Genomic DNA, 17,081 nt, shown 5'->3' on the forward strand with positions numbered 1-17,081 from the left:
AGCGGTTAATTTTCGATATTTTTTTGCGATCAATGTTTGATTTTGTGAAGTAGATCAAAGGCAAACGGTTTCGTTCACTGAGCCTTTTTGATTTGCGATTCGATATAAGTCGGAGCGAAAAAATCCTTATCAGACAGATAGAACACAAAATCTTCTTTAACCAACATCGCAATTAACTCATTAAGATTTTGAATATCCATCGGTGAATAAATCACCGTTAAATTATCAAATTTTTGAATGATTTCTGAGGCTGGGCGGTAATATTGCTCGCCATTCACAAAAATATAGTGTTTACAAGGGTAGCCTTGCTTTTTCACACTTTCAATTGCTCGCCCCAACTCAGGTTGAGCTGTGGTTAGACTAACTACCGCCACCGTTGGTTGGTTGGTTGGTTGGTTGGTTGGTTGGTTGGTTGGTTGGTTGGTTGGTTGGTTGGTTGGTTGGTTGGTTGGTTGGTTGGTTGGTTGGTTGGTTGGTTGGTTGGTTGGTTGGTTGGTTGGTTGGTTGGTTGGTTGGTTGGTTGGTTGGTTGGTTGGTTGGTTGGTTGGTTGGTTGGTTGGTTGGTTGGTTGGTTGGTTGGTTGGTTGGTTGGCATTCATTCTATTTCCTTTTATTTATATTGCTATTCTTATTTGCAAAAATTAATGCTTTTTTAACCGCTTGTTACTAAGGCAAAATATCTCTCAAAATCGGATTTTGTAGCGAAATCAAAGTTTCTGTTGATTGAATTTCATCAATAGATTGAATTTTGCCCGCTAAAACCGAATGCAATTCTTCAATAGTGTGAGTCATCACTTTAATAAAAATCGAATAATTACCTGTTGTGTAATATGCCTCCACTACTTCATCAAACTCGTTAAGCTTCGCGATTACTTTATCGTAATCTTTTGCCGATTTGAGAATAATTCCTATAAAACAACACACATCATAGCCCAATTTCTGTTCATTGACTACAATTTTTGTTGATTGAATAACCCCTGCTTGTCGCATTTTTTCAACCCGAACGTGGATAGTTGCCGCACTTACGCCAAAATCTTTCGCCATTTCTGCATAAGGTATGCGAGCATCTTTAATTAAACAGCGTAAAATTTGCTGATCGAGTTTATCAATTTCTAATTTCACTTTGTGTTTATTGTGCATTTTTCCTCCTCAAAATCCATTTATTTAGATTTTATCTAAAATAACCCAACTTATTTTAAACTAAATTTAATACATTTGCTTTTTTATTTGATAAATATTGCATTTTTAACAGAATTCTTTAAATTAGCAACTGTTCATATTTCATATTCATTAGGAAAGCAATAAAAATGAAAAAATCATTCATCTTACAACAACAAGAAATCAGTTTTGTTAAAAACACCTTTACGCAATATTTAATCGACAAACTAGGCATTGTGGAAGTACAAGGTCCAATCTTGAGCGAAGTCGGTAACGGTATGCAAGATAACCTTTCCGGTATCGAAAAAGCAGTAAAAGTAAACGTAAAATGTATTCCAAACGCCACCTATGAAGTGGTTCACTCTCTCGCTAAATGGAAACGCCATACATTAGCTCGTTTTGGTTTTAAAGAAGGTGAAGGCTTATTCGTGCATATGAAAGCGTTGCGTCCGGACGAAGATTCATTAGACCGCACGCACTCGGTGTATGTGGATCAATGGGACTGGGAAAAAGTGATTCCTGAAGGTCGCCGTGATTTTGCGTTCTTAAAAGAGACCGTGAACGAAATCTACAAAGCGATTCGTTTAACTGAATTAGCAGTGGAAGCTCGTTTCGATATTCCATCAGTTTTACCAAAACAAATTACCTTTGTGCATAGCGAAGATTTAGTGCAACGCTACCCAAATATGACAGGCAAAGAGCGTGAAAATGCGATTTGTAAAGAGTACGGTGCAGTGTTCTTAATCGGTATCGGCGGCAAATTATCAGACGGCAAGCCACACGACGGTCGTGCACCGGACTATGATGACTGGACAACCGAATCCGAGCAAGGTTATAAAGGTTTAAACGGCGATATTTTAGTATGGAACGAAGAATTAGGCACAGCGTTCGAGCTTTCTTCAATGGGTATTCGTGTGGATGAAAAAGCATTACGTTTACAAGTAGCAATTACCGGCGATGAAGACCGTTTAGAAATGGATTGGCACAAAGATTTATTGGCTGGCAAGTTACCACTTTCTATCGGCGGCGGTATCGGTCAATCACGCCTAGTAATGTTCTTGTTACACAAAAAACACATTGGTGAAGTGCAATCTAGCGTATGGCCAAAAGCGGTGTTTGAAGAGTTTGAAAATATTCTCTAATCATAAAAAAGCGAACCTTCTGGTTCGCTTTATTTTTTCTACAAGCGGTCTGTTTTTGCAAAAAATTTACCGTTTTTGACCGCTTGTAAGTCTACAAAAATTATTGCTTCTCGCCTGCTACGCCAAAAACAGTGCCTCTCTCGCTATCACCATATTTTTCAGCAGTTGTCTTATTTGTTGTTATTCCGCCTTCAAATTGTTTATAAAGATAGGTCTCACCAGCGATAGCTTGTGCATTTTCACCGTAAAAACCTAATTCGTACTTACCTGAAATACCACCTGAAGCGGAAGCATTTGCTTTAATCATACCATCAACAATATTACCTTTTTCCAACTGGATTGTTGGAATAGCAGTATTATTAAATTGAGAGAGAGAACCACCCCCTGTTTTCTCAGTAAAATTAACTTTGTAATTCAATGTTCCTACATTATCCGAGTTAAATGCTTTGCCAACATAAGTTACTTCGCCAGATGTAGGAAGATTTGTAGTTCTTACCCCTTCAATTCGGTTAACTCTAAACCTTCTTTGTTCTGTTGTATCTTCATTCCAAAATGCACTAATATCATACCCAACAACGGTTACACTTGGGGTAAGATAAATATAGTGATTACCAACAAAAATACCATCTAAATTTTCTGCAGACATACTAATGAAAGCGTGCTTGCTTAACCCTTGTGGAAGAGAAGATAATCCTGTGTAATTGACCCAAGAATACTCTCTCCCTTGCTCATTCGTAATTTCTGCTGCTTTTTGTACTATTTCTTTTATTAAAGCCGTTTTATTTTTTAATGCAAGCTCAGCCGCTTCTTTTTCTTGTTTTGCTGTTGCTAACTGCTCAGCTGTACTATTTTTATCTGCTTGAGTTTGTGCGAAATTTGCTTCTGCCTTTTGTAATTCATTTTTCGCTTTCGCTAACTCAGTATTTGCAGAATTTAGCTGATTTTGTACCGCTTGTTTTTCGTTATTTATCGTAGTTAATTTGCTTTCAGCGACTTCTTTTGATTTTTGTAACTCATTTCTCGCTTTTGCTAATTCAGCATTTACAGAATTTAGCTGATTTTGCACCGCTTGCTTTTCATTATTCATCGTAGCTAATTTACTTTCAGCTAATCCTTTCGCTTTTTCAGCATTTTCAAGGTTTATTTTTGCTTGTGTAAGTTGCTCAGAAGTTGCATTTTTATCAGATTTCAACTTTGCTAATTCTGCTTGAGCCTTTTGTAAATCACTTGTTGATGTTGCTAATTCTGATTTAGTTGTATCTAACTCTGTTTGGACTGAATTATTTTGAGGTTTGTCAGTAATAACATCTGATGAACCGCCACCGCTACTACAAGCAGTAATCCCAAATAAAATCAAACTAGCTAAAGAGAGTTTTTTAACAGACATAGTGTTTTCCTTATAAAATTGACCGTGCAAATGCACACAAAAATTGTACAAAAAAAAAACAACTTGTCGTCAAGTAGAAATGAATTTAAAAAAATATTTATCTGTAAAAAATTAGCATTTTTAAACCGCTTGTAAAAACAAAACCCCACTTGCGTGGGGTTTTTTGATATTAACGTTTGTTCGCTAATTTTGTTTTTGTGAGTTCGTAAACACGCAATTTCGCAATTTCTTTCGCTAATTTCGCTGTTAAATCAGCGTCGTTAGTTTTAGACAAGGTTTCTTCTGCTTTACGTTTTGCAGCAAGAATACGTTGTTCATCAAGTTCATCACCACGAATTGCGGTATCTGCAAGCACGGTAACAATGGTTGGTTGTACTTCAAGGAAGCCACCAGATACATAGATAAATTCTTCTTTGCCATCAGCTAAAGTGAATTTAACCATACCCGGTTTGATAGCGGTTAATAGTGGGGTATGCCCTGCATAGATCCCTAATTCGCCATCAATCCCTGAAACACGCACACTCGTTACTGTGCCTTCAAAGATTTTACTTTCCGCACTCACAACTGTGAGTTCAAATTGAGATGTCATACTGTTCTCCTTTGTTTAAGAACAATTACATCTGTTTTGCTCTTTCAACCACTTCGTCAATTGAACCCGCCATATAGAACGCTTGTTCCGGGATATGGTCGTATTCGCCTTCTAAAATGCCTTTAAAGCCACGAATTGTCTCTTTTAACGGTACGAATTTACCCGGCACACTGTTGAATACTTCCGCAACGTGGAATGGTTGTGAAAGGAAACGTTCAATTTTACGTGCACGAGCTACTAAGCGTTTGTCATCTTCCGATAACTCATCCATACCTAAGATTGCGATAATATCTTTTAACTCTTTATAACGTTGTAATGTACCTTGTACACCACGAGCAACATTATAGTGTTCTTCGCCAACAACTAATGGATCTAATTGGCGAGATGTTGAGTCTAATGGGTCTACCGCAGGGTAAATACCAAGAGATGCAATGTTACGGCTTAATACCACTGTTGAGTCTAAGTGAGCGAAAGTCGTTGCCGGTGATGGGTCAGTTAAGTCATCCGCCGGTACGTAAACCGCTTGTACAGAAGTAATAGAACCTGTTTTGGTTGAAGTAATACGCTCTTGTAATACACCCATCTCTTCTGCAAGAGTCGGCTGATAACCTACCGCAGATGGCATACGACCTAAAAGTGCTGATACTTCAGTACCTGCAAGAGTATAACGGTAGATGTTATCTACGAAGAATAACACATCACGACCTTCATCACGGAATTTCTCCGCCATTGTTAAGCCGGTTAATGCTACACGCAGACGGTTGCCTGGTGGCTCATTCATCTGACCGTAAACCAGTGATACTTTGTCTAATACGTTAGAGTCTTTCATTTCGTGGTAGAAGTCATTACCCTCACGAGTACGCTCACCTACACCCGCAAATACAGAGTAACCGCTGTGCTCAATCGCAATGTTACGGATTAACTCCATCATATTTACGGTTTTACCTACACCCGCACCACCGAACAGACCAACTTTACCACCTTTCGCAAACGGAGCGACTAAGTCGATAACTTTGATACCGGTTTCTAGAAGCTCTGTGCTATTAGCTTGTTCTTCGTAGCTTGGTGCTGCACGGTGAATTGTCCAACGTTCTTCTTCACCAATTGGACCTGCTTCATCAATTGGCTCACCTAATACGTTCATAATACGACCAAGCGTTTTTGTACCAACAGGTACTTCAATCGCTTTATTTGTATTTTCAACTTTTAAGCCACGTTTTAAACCATCAGATGAACCTAATGCGATACAACGTACCACACCGCCACCTAATTGTTGTTGAACTTCAAGCGTTAAGCCTGTTTCAACTTTTAATGCATCATAAACTTTTGGTACTGCATCTTGCGGAAACTCAACATCGATTACCGCACCGATGATCTGTACAATTTTTCCCGTTGCCATTACCGTTCCTCTATTCATTGTTAAATTGCTGCGGCACCCGCGACAATTTCATTTAATTCATTCGTAATACTTGCTTGACGAGCTTTGTTATACACCAATTGTAACTCATTAATCAGATTACCTGCGTTATCCGTTGCCGCTTTCATCGCAACCATTCGAGCTGCTTGTTCAGAGGCTAGGTTATCAACTACTGCTTGATATACCTGAGATTCTAAATAACGTACAAGTAAGTTATCTAATAACGCTTGTGGACTTGGTTCATAGATATAATCCCAAGAACCTGTTTGTCCTAATGAGTCATTTTCAAGTTCCGGCAATGGAAGTAGTTTTTGTACTGTCGGTTTTTGCGACATTGTGTTTACGAATCGGTTATATACCACGTAAACTTCATCAATCTCACCATCACGGAAGGCTTTTACCATACCGTTTACAATACCAACTAAATTTTCCATTGTTGGTGTATCACCCAATCCATTAATATGACCTTTAATCTCTAATCCCATTGGGTTGAAGAAAGAAATACCTTTGTTTCCAACCAAACTTAATTCAGATTTGATACCTTGATCATCTTTTTCTTTTAACTCATTTAAAACGGTTTTAAATAAGTTAATATTCAAACCACCACACAATCCGCGATCAGTTGAAACGACTAAATAGCCCACTTTTTTCACCGGACGTGAGATGAGGAACGGGTGTTGATACTCGATGTTACCTTTGGCAATATGGCTAATTACTTTGCGAATGCTATCTGCATAAGGGCGAGAAGCCGACATACGCTCTTGGGTTTTACGCATTTTTGATGCAGCAACCATTTCCATCGCTTTGGTAATTTTTTGCGTATTACGAACACTTGCAATTTTGGTTCTTATCTCTTTAGCACCTGCCATATTTTTTCTCCGCTAAAAAGTTAGATTACCAAGCACTGTTCTTTTTGAAACCAGATAAAATCTCGTTCAATTTATCTTTAATTTCATCATTGAAATTGCCAGATTTTGACAGTTCTTGCATAAACTCGCCGTAGTTGCTTTGAGCATATGCTAATAAGTTAGCTTCAAACGAACCTACACGCTCAACAGGCACATCATCAAGATAACCATATTCTGCTGCTGCTAGCGATAAACCTAACTGTGCTACAGACATTGGCTCGTATTGTTTCTGTTTAAGTAATTCAGTTACTTTTTGACCGTGTGAAAGCTGTTTGCGTGTTGCTTCATCAAGGTCTGATGCAAACTGTGCGAACGCTGCTAATTCACGATATTGTGCAAGTGCGGTACGAATACCACCGGCTAATTTTTTCACCAGTTTAGTTTGTGCAGAACCACCAACACGAGAAACCGAGATACCAGGGTTTACCGCAGGACGAATACCAGCATTGAATAATCCTGACTCTAAGAAAATCTGACCATCAGTAATCGAAATTACGTTGGTTGGAACGAACGCCGAAACGTCGCCAGCTTGAGTTTCAATGATCGGTAATGCAGTTAAAGAACCTGTTTGACCTTTCACCGCACCGTTAGTGAAACGTTCTACATAGTCTGCATTTACACGAGATGCACGCTCAAGTAAGCGAGAGTGTAGATAGAATACATCACCCGGGAATGCTTCACGACCCGGTGGACGACGTAATAACAATGAAATTTGACGGTAAGCAACAGCTTGCTTAGATAAATCATCGTAAACGATTAACGCATCTTCACCACGATCACGGAAGTATTCACCCATTGCACAACCTGCATAAGGAGCTAAGTATTGCAATGCTGCAGATTCAGATGCAGATGCTACAACCACGATAGTGTTTTGTAATGCACCGTGCTCTTCTAATTTACGCACTACGTTTGCAATAGTTGATGCTTTTTGACCGATCGCAACGTAGATACATTTAATGCCTGAATCACGTTGATTAATGATCGCATCGATAGCTAATGCAGTTTTACCGGTTTGACGGTCGCCGATGATAAGCTCACGCTGACCACGACCGATCGGAACCATTGAGTCCACCGCTTTATAACCGGTTTGAACAGGTTGGTCTACTGATTGACGATCGATAACACCCGGTGCAATCACTTCGATTGGCGAGAAACCATCATTTTGGATTTCACCTTTACCATCAATTGGCTGACCTAATGTATTAACTACACGACCTAATAAACCACGACCAACCGGCACTTCTAAAATACGACCTGTGCATTGTACTTCCATACCTTCTGCTAAATCTGCATAAGGTCCCATTACAACCGCACCGACAGAATCTCTTTCTAAGTTTAATGCAATCGCATAACGATTGCCCGGTAATGCAATCATTTCGCCTTGCATTACATCTGATAAGCCGTGGATACGAATAACCCCGTCACTTACCGAAACGATTGTCCCTGTGCTTTGAGCTTCGCTCACAACATTGAATTGGGCAATACGCTTTTTAATCAATTCACTAATTTCTGTTGAATTTAGTTGCATTTTTTATTCCTCTTACAAGCTCAACTCTTGACTCAAGCGGTTTAGCTGTCCACGACTACTACCATCAATCACCACATCATCATAACGAATGATTACACCCGCAATTAATGAACTATCAATTGATGAAGTAATACGTACTTTTGTTCCGAGTCGCTTTTCCATCGCATTGGCAATTTTTGCTTCTTGTGCATCTGTTAATTTATCTGCAGAAACAACCTCAACATCTTTTATTGATTCGTGCTCTGCTCTTAATTCTAAAAATGCATTCAATACAGCAGGTAATACCGCTAAACGCTTATTATCAGCCATAACGCGAATGAAATTTTGCCCATATTGATCTAATTGTTCGCCGCAAATATTGATAAACGTATCAGAAATTTGACCGCTTGCAAGTGATGAACTGATGAAATCAGCTACTTGCTCATCATTCGCGACAGCTGCAGAAAATTGCAACATTTCCTGCCATTTATCCAATTGACCTTGTTCTAAAGCAAAATCGAAAGCCGCTTTAGCATAGGGGCGAGCTACTGTGCTTAATTCTGACATCTGCCCCACCTTTTTATAGTTCTGCAACTAGCTTATCAATAATATCGTTGTTCGCTGCAGCATCCACTGAACGACCGACAATTTTCTCAGCACCGGCAACAGCCAATGCAGCCACTTTTTGACGAAGCTCTTCTTGAACACGTTTACGTTCGCTTTCTACTTCAGCATAACCTTGTTCAATAATGCGTAGACGTTCAACTTCAGCCTCTGCTTGTACAGACTCTAAAATTTCATTACGACGTTTTGTTGCCAAATCAATAATTTTTTGTGCTTCTTCTTTTGCCAACAGGATTTCTTGATCTGCAGCAGCTTTAGAATCAGCCTGCTCTTGTTTCGCTTTTTCGGCAGAAGCTAAAGCATTAGCAATATTTGCTTGACGCTCTTCAATCGCTCGAATTAGCGGTGGCCATACATATTTCATACAGAACGCAACAAAGAGTGCGAACGCAATAAGCTGACCAATTAGTGTTGCATTTAAATTCACAACGCCTCCTATAAAGTTAGTTAAATTACCCGAAGGTAACGCCTATTATTTATAGGGATTAGCCTAATAAACCAATGAATGGGTTAGCGAAGATGAATAATAATGCGATACCCACAGCGATCATTGAGATAGCATCTAAAAGACCTGCAACGATAAACATTTTAGTTTGTAAGCTGTTTGCTAATTCAGGCTGGCGAGCAGAAGATTCTAAGAATTTACCACCTAATAATGCGAAACCAATCGCAGTACCGAATGCAGCGAAAGCTAATAAAATTACTGAACCAAAAATTGTTGCGGTAATTACGTTTTCCATAATGTTCTCCATAAAGGTTGAGGAATTTAGCCAAAGGCTAGGTTAGTTAAATATCAAAGGCTTATGCCTTTCATTTCATTGTTTTACAGAGCAATCACTCTACAAAATTTAAAATTGTAAAAAATTAAGATTTTTTAACCGCTTGTATTAATGATCGGCTTTATTATAACCAATACTTAAATACACGATTGTCAGCATCATAAAGATGAATGCTTGAAGCGTAATAACTAAAATGTGGAAGATAGCCCAAACAATTTGAAGCGGCACACCCAACATTTGAGGTACTATGCTTTCTGCCATATACATTACAGCAATCAAAATAAAGATTAACTCACCTGCATACATATTACCGAATAAACGGAAAGCAAGAGAAATTGGTTTAGCGAGTAAAGTAACCACTTCTAATAAGAAGTTTACCGGAATAAACGCCCAATGATTAAAAGGGTGTAACGTATATTCTTTTACAAAGCCACCAAAACCTTTCGATTTGATTGTGTAGTAGATAATTAGGCAGAATACACCAATTGATAAACCCAATGTTGCACTAATATCTGCTGTTGGTACTGCACGTAAATAATCAATACCTAGCAAACTTGCTAATTGAGGTGGATAATCAACCGGGATCAAGTCAATAGCATTCATAATGAATACCCAGCAAAAGATGGTTAATGCTAATGGACCTACTTCGTGGCGAGGACCGTGAAAGTTCTCTTTAACCACACCGTTTACCCATTCAATAATCATCTCAACAAAACATTGCCACTTACCCGGCACGCCTGTTGTTGCGTTTTTTGCTGCTTTGCGGAAAAAATAAAGGAAAATAGCACCTGCTACCAATGAGAAAAATAAGGTATCTAAATGCACATTCCAAAATCCCTCACCTGTCGTTAAAAACGTCAAATGGTGAGTGATATATTCTGCGGTAGACCCAGCCATAATTTATCCTTTCAAAATTAAAAAACTATGTTGATTTCCGACTCAAGAACATCGGCAATGCAATGTTTAAAAACAGTGCTAAAAAATAACCTACAAAAAATACTAAAAATTGGAAATGAGGAATTAAGGTAAAACTCACTATCATTAAAATGATTGCAACTAACCATTTAAACCCTTCTCCCCAATAGAAAGCGGTCATTTTTGTCCGATCTTTTGCAGAATTTCTAAAGAAAACCCAATACACAAAAACACAGTGAGGCACAAAACTAGAGATACCTCCGGCAAGAAAGGAAACTGCAATATTCCCTTTACACAAAAAAAGAATAAAAGCTAAAACTAAAATAGCTCCCGCTTCAATTCCCAACGCTCTGCGATATTGTGATTTTGCTTTATTGATTACAGCAGACACATTTTACCCTTTTTGAACAAGTTTACCTTAACAAACAGGCTAATAATTAGCCACTGTTGAATCAATGGAAATCCAACGAGAAATTATACTTTACAAATTAAGAGTTGCAACCTAAAACTTCATAAAATGAGTCATTCTTCACATTTTTGAAAAAAAACTCCGATTTTTACAAAAATGGGGATAGTGGACAAAATTGAGTCTGATTTCCCAATGAACTAGCCATAGTGGACATTTTTGAGTCTGCTATGGCTTTATTTTCAACTCTTTTGGCAAACAAAATCCTTTATAAACATCATCTTATGTTCATCAGTTAGTCCTTGATGTGGCACTAATTTGACTTTCATTTGTCTAAAAAATGACTCCACCAAGTTGGTTGTATGTGCAATGTTTAACTCGGGATACGCTTGATAGGTAAATAGATAGTTTATGCTACGTTTTAAACCCCAATAAGCACTCCGTAATCGCTTATGTTTAAATCGTTTTGGGTTGGTTGCAGAATGTTCATTGAAATAACCTTTATGTTTATTTAACCATACAGATAGGGCTAGAGTAAGTGTCTCTTGTGTTTGAAATTTAAGTGAGTAATAAAGCGATAGTAGCTCTTTTCCTGCCTCTGATTTTGGTGATTTTGTTAAATAAAAAATACCTCGCCCGATTTGATGGAAGTGGCACATTTGGGTAGGAATATTGGGGTAAGCATTTAATAATCCTCTTCTTCCATCACAGGTAATTGATTGAATGTTAATTCCTTTTTCAATTAACGCTGAGATAGCGTCAAAATAATATTGATTTTTCTCCGCAGAAATAAAGCGAAAATAAATCGGCTTTAAAGATAAGGAATCCATTAGGATAAGTACAGCAAAACGTTGTTTAAAGTGAGTGGTATCCATCACGATATTTACTGTTTGAGGAAGAGATTTTTGCTCGGCTTTTGTCGCTTTTTCGAGATGCCTTCTAATCGTCCGTTCAGAACATTGGTATTCAAAAGCAAGTTGTTGAATCGTTTGTTTTTGAGAACTGTACTTAAACCAAATTTCTTCGGAATTAAGTCGCTTAGATGCGACAAAGTTACGGTTACAATCAAGGCATTTATAGCGTTGGATACCGTTAATTTTACCGTATTTTTTGAGATTAAAAGATGAGCAGAAAATGCAATTTTTTAGGCATTTTTATAAAAAGTAGGTTAAAGCCTTATATTACAAGGTTTTAACCTAATTTACAGACTCAATTTTGTCCACTATACCCAAAAATGTAAAAAATTTGATCGAGGAATATATAGAAAGACAAGGTTGATTTGAAGGGAATAAGGGAAGTAAATGCGGTCATTTTGTTACAAACATATTACAATATTCTTTTGAGAACTTTGTAAAAAATAAGCCAAAAACAACCGCTTATTATCAATAATTACTTATCTAGAAAATTTATAAGCTAAATCATTCCAACGTAATTCATTTTTAAGCTGCGGTAACTCCGTATTTTCATTAATGTGAATGAACTCAATACCGAAATATTCAGCGAATGTGCGTAACATTTCTGCATCAATATCCAAACTGAAAGCACTATGGTGAGCTCCGCCGGCTAAATTATCTATAGCATTTAATGTTTTTTCGCCATCTGGCACGGCAATTTTGATAATTTCAACACCATTAAATGTCTTTCACCGATCAACTCTGGCACTTGTAATTCAATAACTTCAACCAATTCAATATCCTTTTTCACCGCTTGCACTTCAGTTTCATCATACACGCCTTTTAATGCATAAAATTTACCGTTTTCATTCGGTAAGTGGTAGCACCAATTTACCATATCATCAAGCGAGGCAAAGGCTCGACTCAGAACTCCGTCAAATTGTTGCTCTTGATATTCTTCCACACGGCTGAGTATTGGAATCACATTTTGAATTCCCAACTCACGCAACGCATTTTTGATAAAAGTAATACGTTTACCCAAGCTATCTAATAAAACAAATTGTTTATCAGGATTAATAATCGCCAACGGAATCCCCGGTAAACCCGGACCTGTTCCTACATCAATAAACTTTTCGCCCTGTAAATGTTGGCTCACGACAAGGCTATCCATAATATGTTTAACCAACATTTCATCAGGATTACGAACGGAAGTGAGATTGTAGGCTTTGTTCCATTTATCCAATAATCGTACAAAATCCACTAACTGTGCTTTTTGTTGATCGGGTAGATTTATGTTTGCTTGAGCTAACAAGCGGTCTAATTTTTCTAACATTTTGCAAATTCCTTTATTCTTTATTCGGTATCAAACGGACTAATCAGTTTGATACCACAACCGGCAAAATCTTTCACATTACGAGTAACTAGCGTGAGATGATTGACTTTGGCAGTGGCGGCGATGTAGGCATCATTTAAATCCATCTTGTTCGAGATATGATATTCCGCCGCTAATAATGCCACCTCGCTATCAACGATTAACACTCTATTTTCAAAAGCAGGTAACACTTCGTTTTTCAACCATTGAGCAAGATGATAGGCTTGTTTGGTATCTTTACGGGCTTTCAATAAAATACCGGTTTTAATTTCCGACAGGGTAATACAGCTAATTGCCGTTTCACTTGGTATTATCCCTTGCAACCAATTCTCCACATTGAGGTTAATTTTGCCATTACGATATTTATAAAGCTCCGAAACAAGATTGGTATCAAACAGATATTTCATTACTCATCAAACTCCACTGGACGATGGCGACTATTTTTACGAACATCTACCAAAATTCGATCAAAATCCTCAAACTCATCATCACTTATTACAGCGTGATTTTCATTGGCGGAAAATAACTGTGCAAAACTTGGCTCTGCTTGCGTTTTTTGGCTTTGCTGATAATCCACATAACTCGACACCACGCTCACAATTTTGCCCCATTTAGTAATAAACACCGGCTCTTTTTCCGCCATTTTCAATACTCGGCTTGCGTGTTGATTAAATTCTCGAGAAGTTATTGTAATTGCCATAAGTCCTCCTAATAAAAATCACTACATTTTAACCATTGTAGTGATTTTTGCAAATTTTCGTGAAAATTTCACCGCTTACAGTCCTTTAACCTGTATAAATTATACTCAATAGACGAATTAATACCGAGCAAGCTGCTTAGCAATCCTTATTAGGATAGACAGTATACTGTCTATTTTCTTGATAGAGAATAGCGAAAACTGGATAAACATCAGTATATTTAAGGATAAAAAACGCCACTCGAAGAGATAAAAAACCTATTTGCAGGCAACAAAACCGCACTTGCAGAATTAGAACGCATTGCTTCTTTTCTTTGTGAAATCCCAACCGACTTCAATAAGTTAGAAGCATTAAGACATCATATCGAAAACGCTATTTAAATTAAGGAACCCAAAATGAACCTCAAAAAATCCCTACTTATCGCCCTTTTCTCTTTCGGCGTTGCCCAATCTGCTTTTGCAGAAACCGATAGAGAAAAATTTGACCGTGCTTATCAATTTACTGAACAACAAAACTACTCCGCAGCCTTTCCGCTTTTCAAACAACTGGCTGAACAGGGATACGCACAAGCACAAATGCGGCTTGGGTTCTCATACAATGAAGGACGCATCGTTCGCCGTGATCAATCCAAAGCCAAATACTACTATGGCTTAGCCTGTGATAATAGCAATACTAATGGCTGTAAAATCTATGCAGAGCTTGATAAACAAGGTGTGCGTTAATTTTCTGATTACATTATGGGTGAAAAGTTTCGCCCTTTTAAGGTTTAATGATGTCTGCCAATAACAATACGCCAATATCACACTTTTATCATTCCATAAAAATTTGGTGGGTGATTTTATTTTCCGTAAGTTTAATTGTCTTGTTTGTCTTTTCGCTTGCCTTTTTAATCAAACATTACGATGCAAATAAACTCTGGGAAATAAATTCTGCACTTTTTGCTTTTTTAGGTGTAACGCTCACTGCTGGGGCGGCTATTCCTGCAATCAGTGCGATATTTTCTTATTTAGGTTTTATTGAAAAACATCAACACGCCAACGCACAATTAAGTAAAATAAAGGAACAACTCAACGAATATCATATTCAATTTGAAAATTTGCCTGATATTCAGACGTTAATTTTAGCGAAAAACGCTTTTTAGCTTATTTACATAACCAGATAAACAGCCCTTATCAGCAATGGATTAAACACGCAATTTTAAAAGAGCAATCAAACCATTATTTAACATTATTAGCGAATACCGCACGTTCTCTGTATTGGTTTCATCTTAAAGCAGAAGAACATCAAACTAAGCACTATTCTCCGGCATTAGAACACCGCATTGACTTAATTCACCATTATCGTCAATTAGCGATTACCGATCCGCTTTTTACTGAACGCTATTTATTCCATTTTAGCGAAATGTTAAATGAATTTATCCGCTCACTTGAATATCAAGATGACGAGTCTGCTGCTTTTTATCAACGTTTTATTTATGACTGGGTATTAGATTTAATTGCTTTTGATGAAATGCCGACAAATAAAGCAGAAATTACAGACGAAAACATTATCAACCCGATTTTACACTTATACCAAAATGGTTTTCTTAATTCTGACCAATTTAGAAATGATGTTAAAGCCCGCATTTCATTTCACCACCGTAAGCCTATTAGAATTAGTACCCGACTTGGAATAACCAAACCACTTTTTACAAAAATAACCCTTAATGAGGAAAATTAAAATGAACTTAAAAAAATCCCTACTTATCGCCCTTTTCTCTTTCGGTATTGCCCAATCTGCTTTTGCTGAAACCAATAGAGAAAAATTTGACCGTGCTGCTCAATTTTACGAGCAACAAAACTACTCCGCTGCCTTTCCGCTTTTCAAACAACTGGCTGAACTGGGAGACGCAAAAGCACAATTCAATCTCGCTTTGATGTATGCAAACGGACAAGGCGTTGCCCAAAGCGATAAACAAGCCGCTTACTGGTTCGAAAAAGCTGCAGAACAGGGATACGCAGCCGCACAATTCAATCTAGGCCTGATGTATGGAAACGGCAAAGGCGTTGCCCAAAGCGATACACAAGCCGCTTACTGGTATGAAAAAGCCGCTGAACAGGAAGACGCAAAAGCACCATTCAATCTCGCCTTGATGTATTACAAAGGAAAAGGAGTACGAAGAGATGTATCCAAAGCTAAACAGCTATTTGGACAGGCTTGTGATAATGGAAATTCAGGTGGATGTAACAACTATTCCATTCTTGATGAACAAGGTGTGCGTTAATTTTCTAATTAAATTATGGGTGAAAGGTTTCGCCCTTTATCCATTTACTGAATAATCACTATTCCAATGAATTGTATAAATACCATTGTACTTATTTTAGGTGTGCTAATCGGTACGCTGTTTGGTTGCGGAATTACCGATTGGCACATTTTGCTCAAAGACGAATATAAAATAACTGATTGGATAGTGGCTGTTTGTACTATTTTAATCGTTATAGGCACTTTACTTGCTGCCTGTTACGCCAAACAAAGTGCAGATTATGCCAAAAAGCAATTTCTTGCCAATAATTTGCCACTAGCCGAAAAAATCTATTTAGGAGTAATAGAGCAATTATCACAATTTTCTGATCGTTTAAATGAACGTTGCAGTGAAATACGAAATTTTGTAAATGAACGCTACGACCCTATTATGACAATACTCAATATTGTTCCTCAAATAGAAAAAAGCCAAAAAGAATTAGTTGAGCTAAATAAAAAAATTGCTGAACAAAAACATTCTGTTTTATTTGTTATGCAAAATCAAAATTTCAACTTGGCTACTGCTCCATTGTTTATGCTGGAATTACATTTAAATACTTTTTTGGATTTATACAAACGTAATCCAAAAAATCTCGATAGCTTAAAAACAACGGCTAAACAGATCCTAGATTGTAACGATTAGCTGATCGTAAAATTTAGCCCTATACGAGAATTTTTCAAACACTACTTTTATCAATAAGGAACCCAAAATGAACTTCAAAAAATCTCTACTTATCGCCCTTTTCTCTTTCGGCATCGCCCAATCCAGCTTTGCTGAAACCGATAGCAAAGGCTTCCTTCGTTTATTGGAAGTAATCGTACAGGAAGACACTTCCGCTGCTTTTCCAGAACTCAAACAATTCGCTGAACAGGGAGGGGTTCTCGCACAATACACTCTCGGCGAGAGGTATTGTTAAAATTACAAATAACTGTCAAACGATACAAATAATTGTCGCCTTATAATCCAAATCATTTATAATCTACTTACCTATTTAAGTGACTGAAA

Annotated in this window: 24 protein-coding genes; 7 read left to right on the forward strand and 17 right to left on the reverse strand. The window is 37.6% G+C overall.

The window, feature by feature from the left end; all coding sequences use genetic code 11:
* Window positions 1–74 precede the first annotated feature (74 nt).
* Together X781_RS12280 and asnC are read right to left on the reverse strand one after the other, a co-directional pair.
* Window positions 75–599 (reverse strand): hypothetical protein, encoded by a 525-nt coding sequence (locus tag X781_RS12280; RefSeq protein ID WP_051411632.1) that lies wholly within the window; start codon window positions 597–599, stop codon window positions 75–77.
* A 67-nt stretch (window positions 600–666) separates the two neighbouring features.
* A complete protein-coding gene (asnC, locus tag X781_RS11530) occupies window positions 667–1,140 on the reverse strand; it encodes a transcriptional regulator AsnC (RefSeq protein ID WP_025236978.1) in 474 nt (157 codons plus the stop codon).
* A 167-nt stretch (window positions 1,141–1,307) separates the two neighbouring features.
* On the opposite strand from asnC, the gene asnA reads away from it, so the two are divergent.
* Complete coding sequence (asnA, locus tag X781_RS11535; protein ID WP_025236979.1) at window positions 1,308–2,300, forward strand: aspartate--ammonia ligase; 993 nt, start codon at window positions 1,308–1,310, stop codon at window positions 2,298–2,300.
* 100 nt (window positions 2,301–2,400) lie between these two features.
* Here the strand turns inward: asnA and X781_RS11830 are convergent, their stop codons facing one another.
* From X781_RS11830 to X781_RS11610, 15 genes are all read right to left on the reverse strand, one after another.
* Complete coding sequence (locus tag X781_RS11830) at window positions 2,401–3,687, reverse strand: factor H binding protein domain-containing protein (protein WP_025236980.1); 1,287 nt, start codon at window positions 3,685–3,687, stop codon at window positions 2,401–2,403.
* Window positions 3,688–3,856: 169 nt separating this feature from the next.
* Window positions 3,857–4,276 (reverse strand): F0F1 ATP synthase subunit epsilon, encoded by a 420-nt coding sequence (locus tag X781_RS11545; protein WP_025236981.1) that lies wholly within the window; start codon window positions 4,274–4,276, stop codon window positions 3,857–3,859.
* A 25-nt stretch (window positions 4,277–4,301) separates the two neighbouring features.
* Window positions 4,302–5,675 (reverse strand): F0F1 ATP synthase subunit beta, encoded by a 1,374-nt coding sequence (atpD, locus tag X781_RS11550; RefSeq protein ID WP_025236982.1) that lies wholly within the window; start codon window positions 5,673–5,675, stop codon window positions 4,302–4,304.
* Window positions 5,676–5,695: 20 nt separating this feature from the next.
* Window positions 5,696–6,562, reverse strand: a complete 867-nt coding sequence (gene atpG / locus X781_RS11555; protein ID WP_025236983.1) for a F0F1 ATP synthase subunit gamma — start codon at window positions 6,560–6,562, stop codon at window positions 5,696–5,698.
* A 25-nt stretch (window positions 6,563–6,587) separates the two neighbouring features.
* Window positions 6,588–8,129 (reverse strand): F0F1 ATP synthase subunit alpha, encoded by a 1,542-nt coding sequence (gene atpA, locus X781_RS11560; RefSeq protein WP_025236984.1) that lies wholly within the window; start codon window positions 8,127–8,129, stop codon window positions 6,588–6,590.
* Between the two features lie 12 nt (window positions 8,130–8,141).
* Window positions 8,142–8,675 carry a F0F1 ATP synthase subunit delta gene (gene atpH / locus X781_RS11565; RefSeq protein WP_025236985.1) on the reverse strand — a complete coding sequence of 178 codons (534 nt, stop codon included), beginning with the start codon at window positions 8,673–8,675 and terminating at the stop codon, window positions 8,142–8,144.
* Between the two features lie 13 nt (window positions 8,676–8,688).
* Window positions 8,689–9,159 carry a F0F1 ATP synthase subunit B gene (gene atpF, locus X781_RS11570; RefSeq protein ID WP_025236986.1) on the reverse strand — a complete coding sequence of 157 codons (471 nt, stop codon included), beginning with the start codon at window positions 9,157–9,159 and terminating at the stop codon, window positions 8,689–8,691.
* A gap of 58 nt (window positions 9,160–9,217) precedes the next feature.
* Window positions 9,218–9,472 carry a F0F1 ATP synthase subunit C gene (gene atpE, locus X781_RS11575; RefSeq protein WP_025236987.1) on the reverse strand — a complete coding sequence of 85 codons (255 nt, stop codon included), beginning with the start codon at window positions 9,470–9,472 and terminating at the stop codon, window positions 9,218–9,220.
* A gap of 147 nt (window positions 9,473–9,619) precedes the next feature.
* Window positions 9,620–10,408 carry a F0F1 ATP synthase subunit A gene (gene atpB, locus X781_RS11580; RefSeq protein WP_025236988.1) on the reverse strand — a complete coding sequence of 263 codons (789 nt, stop codon included), beginning with the start codon at window positions 10,406–10,408 and terminating at the stop codon, window positions 9,620–9,622.
* Window positions 10,409–10,433: 25 nt separating this feature from the next.
* A complete protein-coding gene (locus tag X781_RS11585; RefSeq protein WP_235068753.1) occupies window positions 10,434–10,772 on the reverse strand; it encodes an ATP synthase subunit I in 339 nt (112 codons plus the stop codon).
* A 302-nt stretch (window positions 10,773–11,074) separates the two neighbouring features.
* Window positions 11,075–11,968, reverse strand: coding sequence for an IS256 family transposase, variant Zn-binding type (locus X781_RS11590; RefSeq protein ID WP_442914796.1), 894 nt, complete (start codon window positions 11,966–11,968; stop codon window positions 11,075–11,077).
* A gap of 257 nt (window positions 11,969–12,225) precedes the next feature.
* Entirely contained in the window at window positions 12,226–12,438 is a 213-nt protein-coding gene (locus X781_RS11595) for a hypothetical protein (protein ID WP_025236990.1), read from the reverse strand.
* Entirely contained in the window at window positions 12,414–13,058 is a 645-nt protein-coding gene (gene rsmG, locus X781_RS11600) for a 16S rRNA (guanine(527)-N(7))-methyltransferase RsmG (protein WP_025236991.1), read from the reverse strand. Before rsmG ends, X781_RS11595 begins: the two co-directional genes overlap by 25 nt.
* Window positions 13,059–13,078: 20 nt before the next feature.
* On the reverse strand, window positions 13,079–13,504 hold the full coding sequence (locus X781_RS11605) for a type II toxin-antitoxin system VapC family toxin (RefSeq protein WP_081732125.1): 426 nt from the start codon (window positions 13,502–13,504) through the stop codon (window positions 13,079–13,081).
* Window positions 13,504–13,797 (reverse strand): type II toxin-antitoxin system Phd/YefM family antitoxin, encoded by a 294-nt coding sequence (locus X781_RS11610; protein ID WP_025236993.1) that lies wholly within the window; start codon window positions 13,795–13,797, stop codon window positions 13,504–13,506. Before X781_RS11610 ends, X781_RS11605 begins: the two co-directional genes overlap by 1 nt.
* Window positions 13,798–14,190: 393 nt before the next feature.
* Here X781_RS11610 and X781_RS11615 point away from each other — a divergent pair, with 393 nt between their 5' ends.
* From X781_RS11615 to X781_RS11640, 6 genes are all read left to right on the forward strand, one after another.
* Complete coding sequence (locus X781_RS11615) at window positions 14,191–14,517, forward strand: SEL1-like repeat protein (protein WP_025236994.1); 327 nt, start codon at window positions 14,191–14,193, stop codon at window positions 14,515–14,517.
* Window positions 14,518–14,567: 50 nt separating this feature from the next.
* Window positions 14,568–14,936 carry a hypothetical protein gene (locus tag X781_RS11620; RefSeq protein WP_025236995.1) on the forward strand — a complete coding sequence of 123 codons (369 nt, stop codon included), beginning with the start codon at window positions 14,568–14,570 and terminating at the stop codon, window positions 14,934–14,936.
* A gap of 260 nt (window positions 14,937–15,196) precedes the next feature.
* The gene (locus X781_RS11625) at window positions 15,197–15,514 is read left to right on the forward strand and encodes a hypothetical protein (protein ID WP_025236996.1); all 318 of its coding nucleotides are present in this window, start codon (window positions 15,197–15,199) and stop codon (window positions 15,512–15,514) included.
* 1 nt (window position 15,515) lies between these two features.
* Window positions 15,516–16,058 carry a tetratricopeptide repeat protein gene (locus tag X781_RS11630; protein WP_025236997.1) on the forward strand — a complete coding sequence of 181 codons (543 nt, stop codon included), beginning with the start codon at window positions 15,516–15,518 and terminating at the stop codon, window positions 16,056–16,058.
* Between the two features lie 66 nt (window positions 16,059–16,124).
* Window positions 16,125–16,718 carry a hypothetical protein gene (locus X781_RS11635; protein ID WP_025236998.1) on the forward strand — a complete coding sequence of 198 codons (594 nt, stop codon included), beginning with the start codon at window positions 16,125–16,127 and terminating at the stop codon, window positions 16,716–16,718.
* 67 nt (window positions 16,719–16,785) lie between these two features.
* On the forward strand, window positions 16,786–16,992 hold the full coding sequence (locus X781_RS11640; RefSeq protein WP_025236999.1) for a hypothetical protein: 207 nt from the start codon (window positions 16,786–16,788) through the stop codon (window positions 16,990–16,992).
* Window positions 16,993–17,081: the final 89 nt, after the last annotated feature.

Origin of the sequence: Mannheimia sp. USDA-ARS-USMARC-1261, assembly GCF_000521605.1 — a bacterium.
Classification (GTDB): domain Bacteria; phylum Pseudomonadota; class Gammaproteobacteria; order Enterobacterales; family Pasteurellaceae; genus Mannheimia; species Mannheimia indoligenes.

Bases quoted from the DNA above. Each gene is read 5' to 3' on its own strand.
- rsmG (WP_025236991.1), bottom strand. From the start codon at position 13,058: ATGTTAGAAAAATTAGACCGCTTGTTAGCTCAAGCAAACATAAATCTA.
- atpE (WP_025236987.1), bottom strand. From the start codon at position 9,472: ATGGAAAACGTAATTACCGCAACAATTTTTGGTTCAGTAATTTTATTA.
- X781_RS11640 (WP_025236999.1), top strand. From the start codon at position 16,786: ATGAACTTCAAAAAATCTCTACTTATCGCCCTTTTCTCTTTCGGCATC.
- atpG (WP_025236983.1), bottom strand. From the start codon at position 6,562: ATGGCAGGTGCTAAAGAGATAAGAACCAAAATTGCAAGTGTTCGTAAT.
- X781_RS11830 (WP_025236980.1), bottom strand. From the start codon at position 3,687: ATGTCTGTTAAAAAACTCTCTTTAGCTAGTTTGATTTTATTTGGGATT.
- atpB (WP_025236988.1), bottom strand. From the start codon at position 10,408: ATGGCTGGGTCTACCGCAGAATATATCACTCACCATTTGACGTTTTTA.
- asnC (WP_025236978.1), bottom strand. From the start codon at position 1,140: ATGCACAATAAACACAAAGTGAAATTAGAAATTGATAAACTCGATCAG.
- X781_RS11635 (WP_025236998.1), top strand. From the start codon at position 16,125: ATGAATTGTATAAATACCATTGTACTTATTTTAGGTGTGCTAATCGGT.
- X781_RS11620 (WP_025236995.1), top strand. From the start codon at position 14,568: ATGTCTGCCAATAACAATACGCCAATATCACACTTTTATCATTCCATA.
- atpD (WP_025236982.1), bottom strand. From the start codon at position 5,675: ATGGCAACGGGAAAAATTGTACAGATCATCGGTGCGGTAATCGATGTT.
- X781_RS11630 (WP_025236997.1), top strand. From the start codon at position 15,516: ATGAACTTAAAAAAATCCCTACTTATCGCCCTTTTCTCTTTCGGTATT.
- X781_RS11545 (WP_025236981.1), bottom strand. From the start codon at position 4,276: ATGACATCTCAATTTGAACTCACAGTTGTGAGTGCGGAAAGTAAAATC.
- X781_RS11615 (WP_025236994.1), top strand. From the start codon at position 14,191: ATGAACCTCAAAAAATCCCTACTTATCGCCCTTTTCTCTTTCGGCGTT.
- atpH (WP_025236985.1), bottom strand. From the start codon at position 8,675: ATGTCAGAATTAAGCACAGTAGCTCGCCCCTATGCTAAAGCGGCTTTC.
- X781_RS12280 (WP_051411632.1), bottom strand. From the start codon at position 599: ATGAATGCCAACCAACCAACCAACCAACCAACCAACCAACCAACCAAC.
- asnA (WP_025236979.1), top strand. From the start codon at position 1,308: ATGAAAAAATCATTCATCTTACAACAACAAGAAATCAGTTTTGTTAAA.
- X781_RS11610 (WP_025236993.1), bottom strand. From the start codon at position 13,797: ATGGCAATTACAATAACTTCTCGAGAATTTAATCAACACGCAAGCCGA.
- X781_RS11605 (WP_081732125.1), bottom strand. From the start codon at position 13,504: ATGAAATATCTGTTTGATACCAATCTTGTTTCGGAGCTTTATAAATAT.
- X781_RS11625 (WP_025236996.1), top strand. From the start codon at position 15,197: ATGTTAAATGAATTTATCCGCTCACTTGAATATCAAGATGACGAGTCT.
- atpA (WP_025236984.1), bottom strand. From the start codon at position 8,129: ATGCAACTAAATTCAACAGAAATTAGTGAATTGATTAAAAAGCGTATT.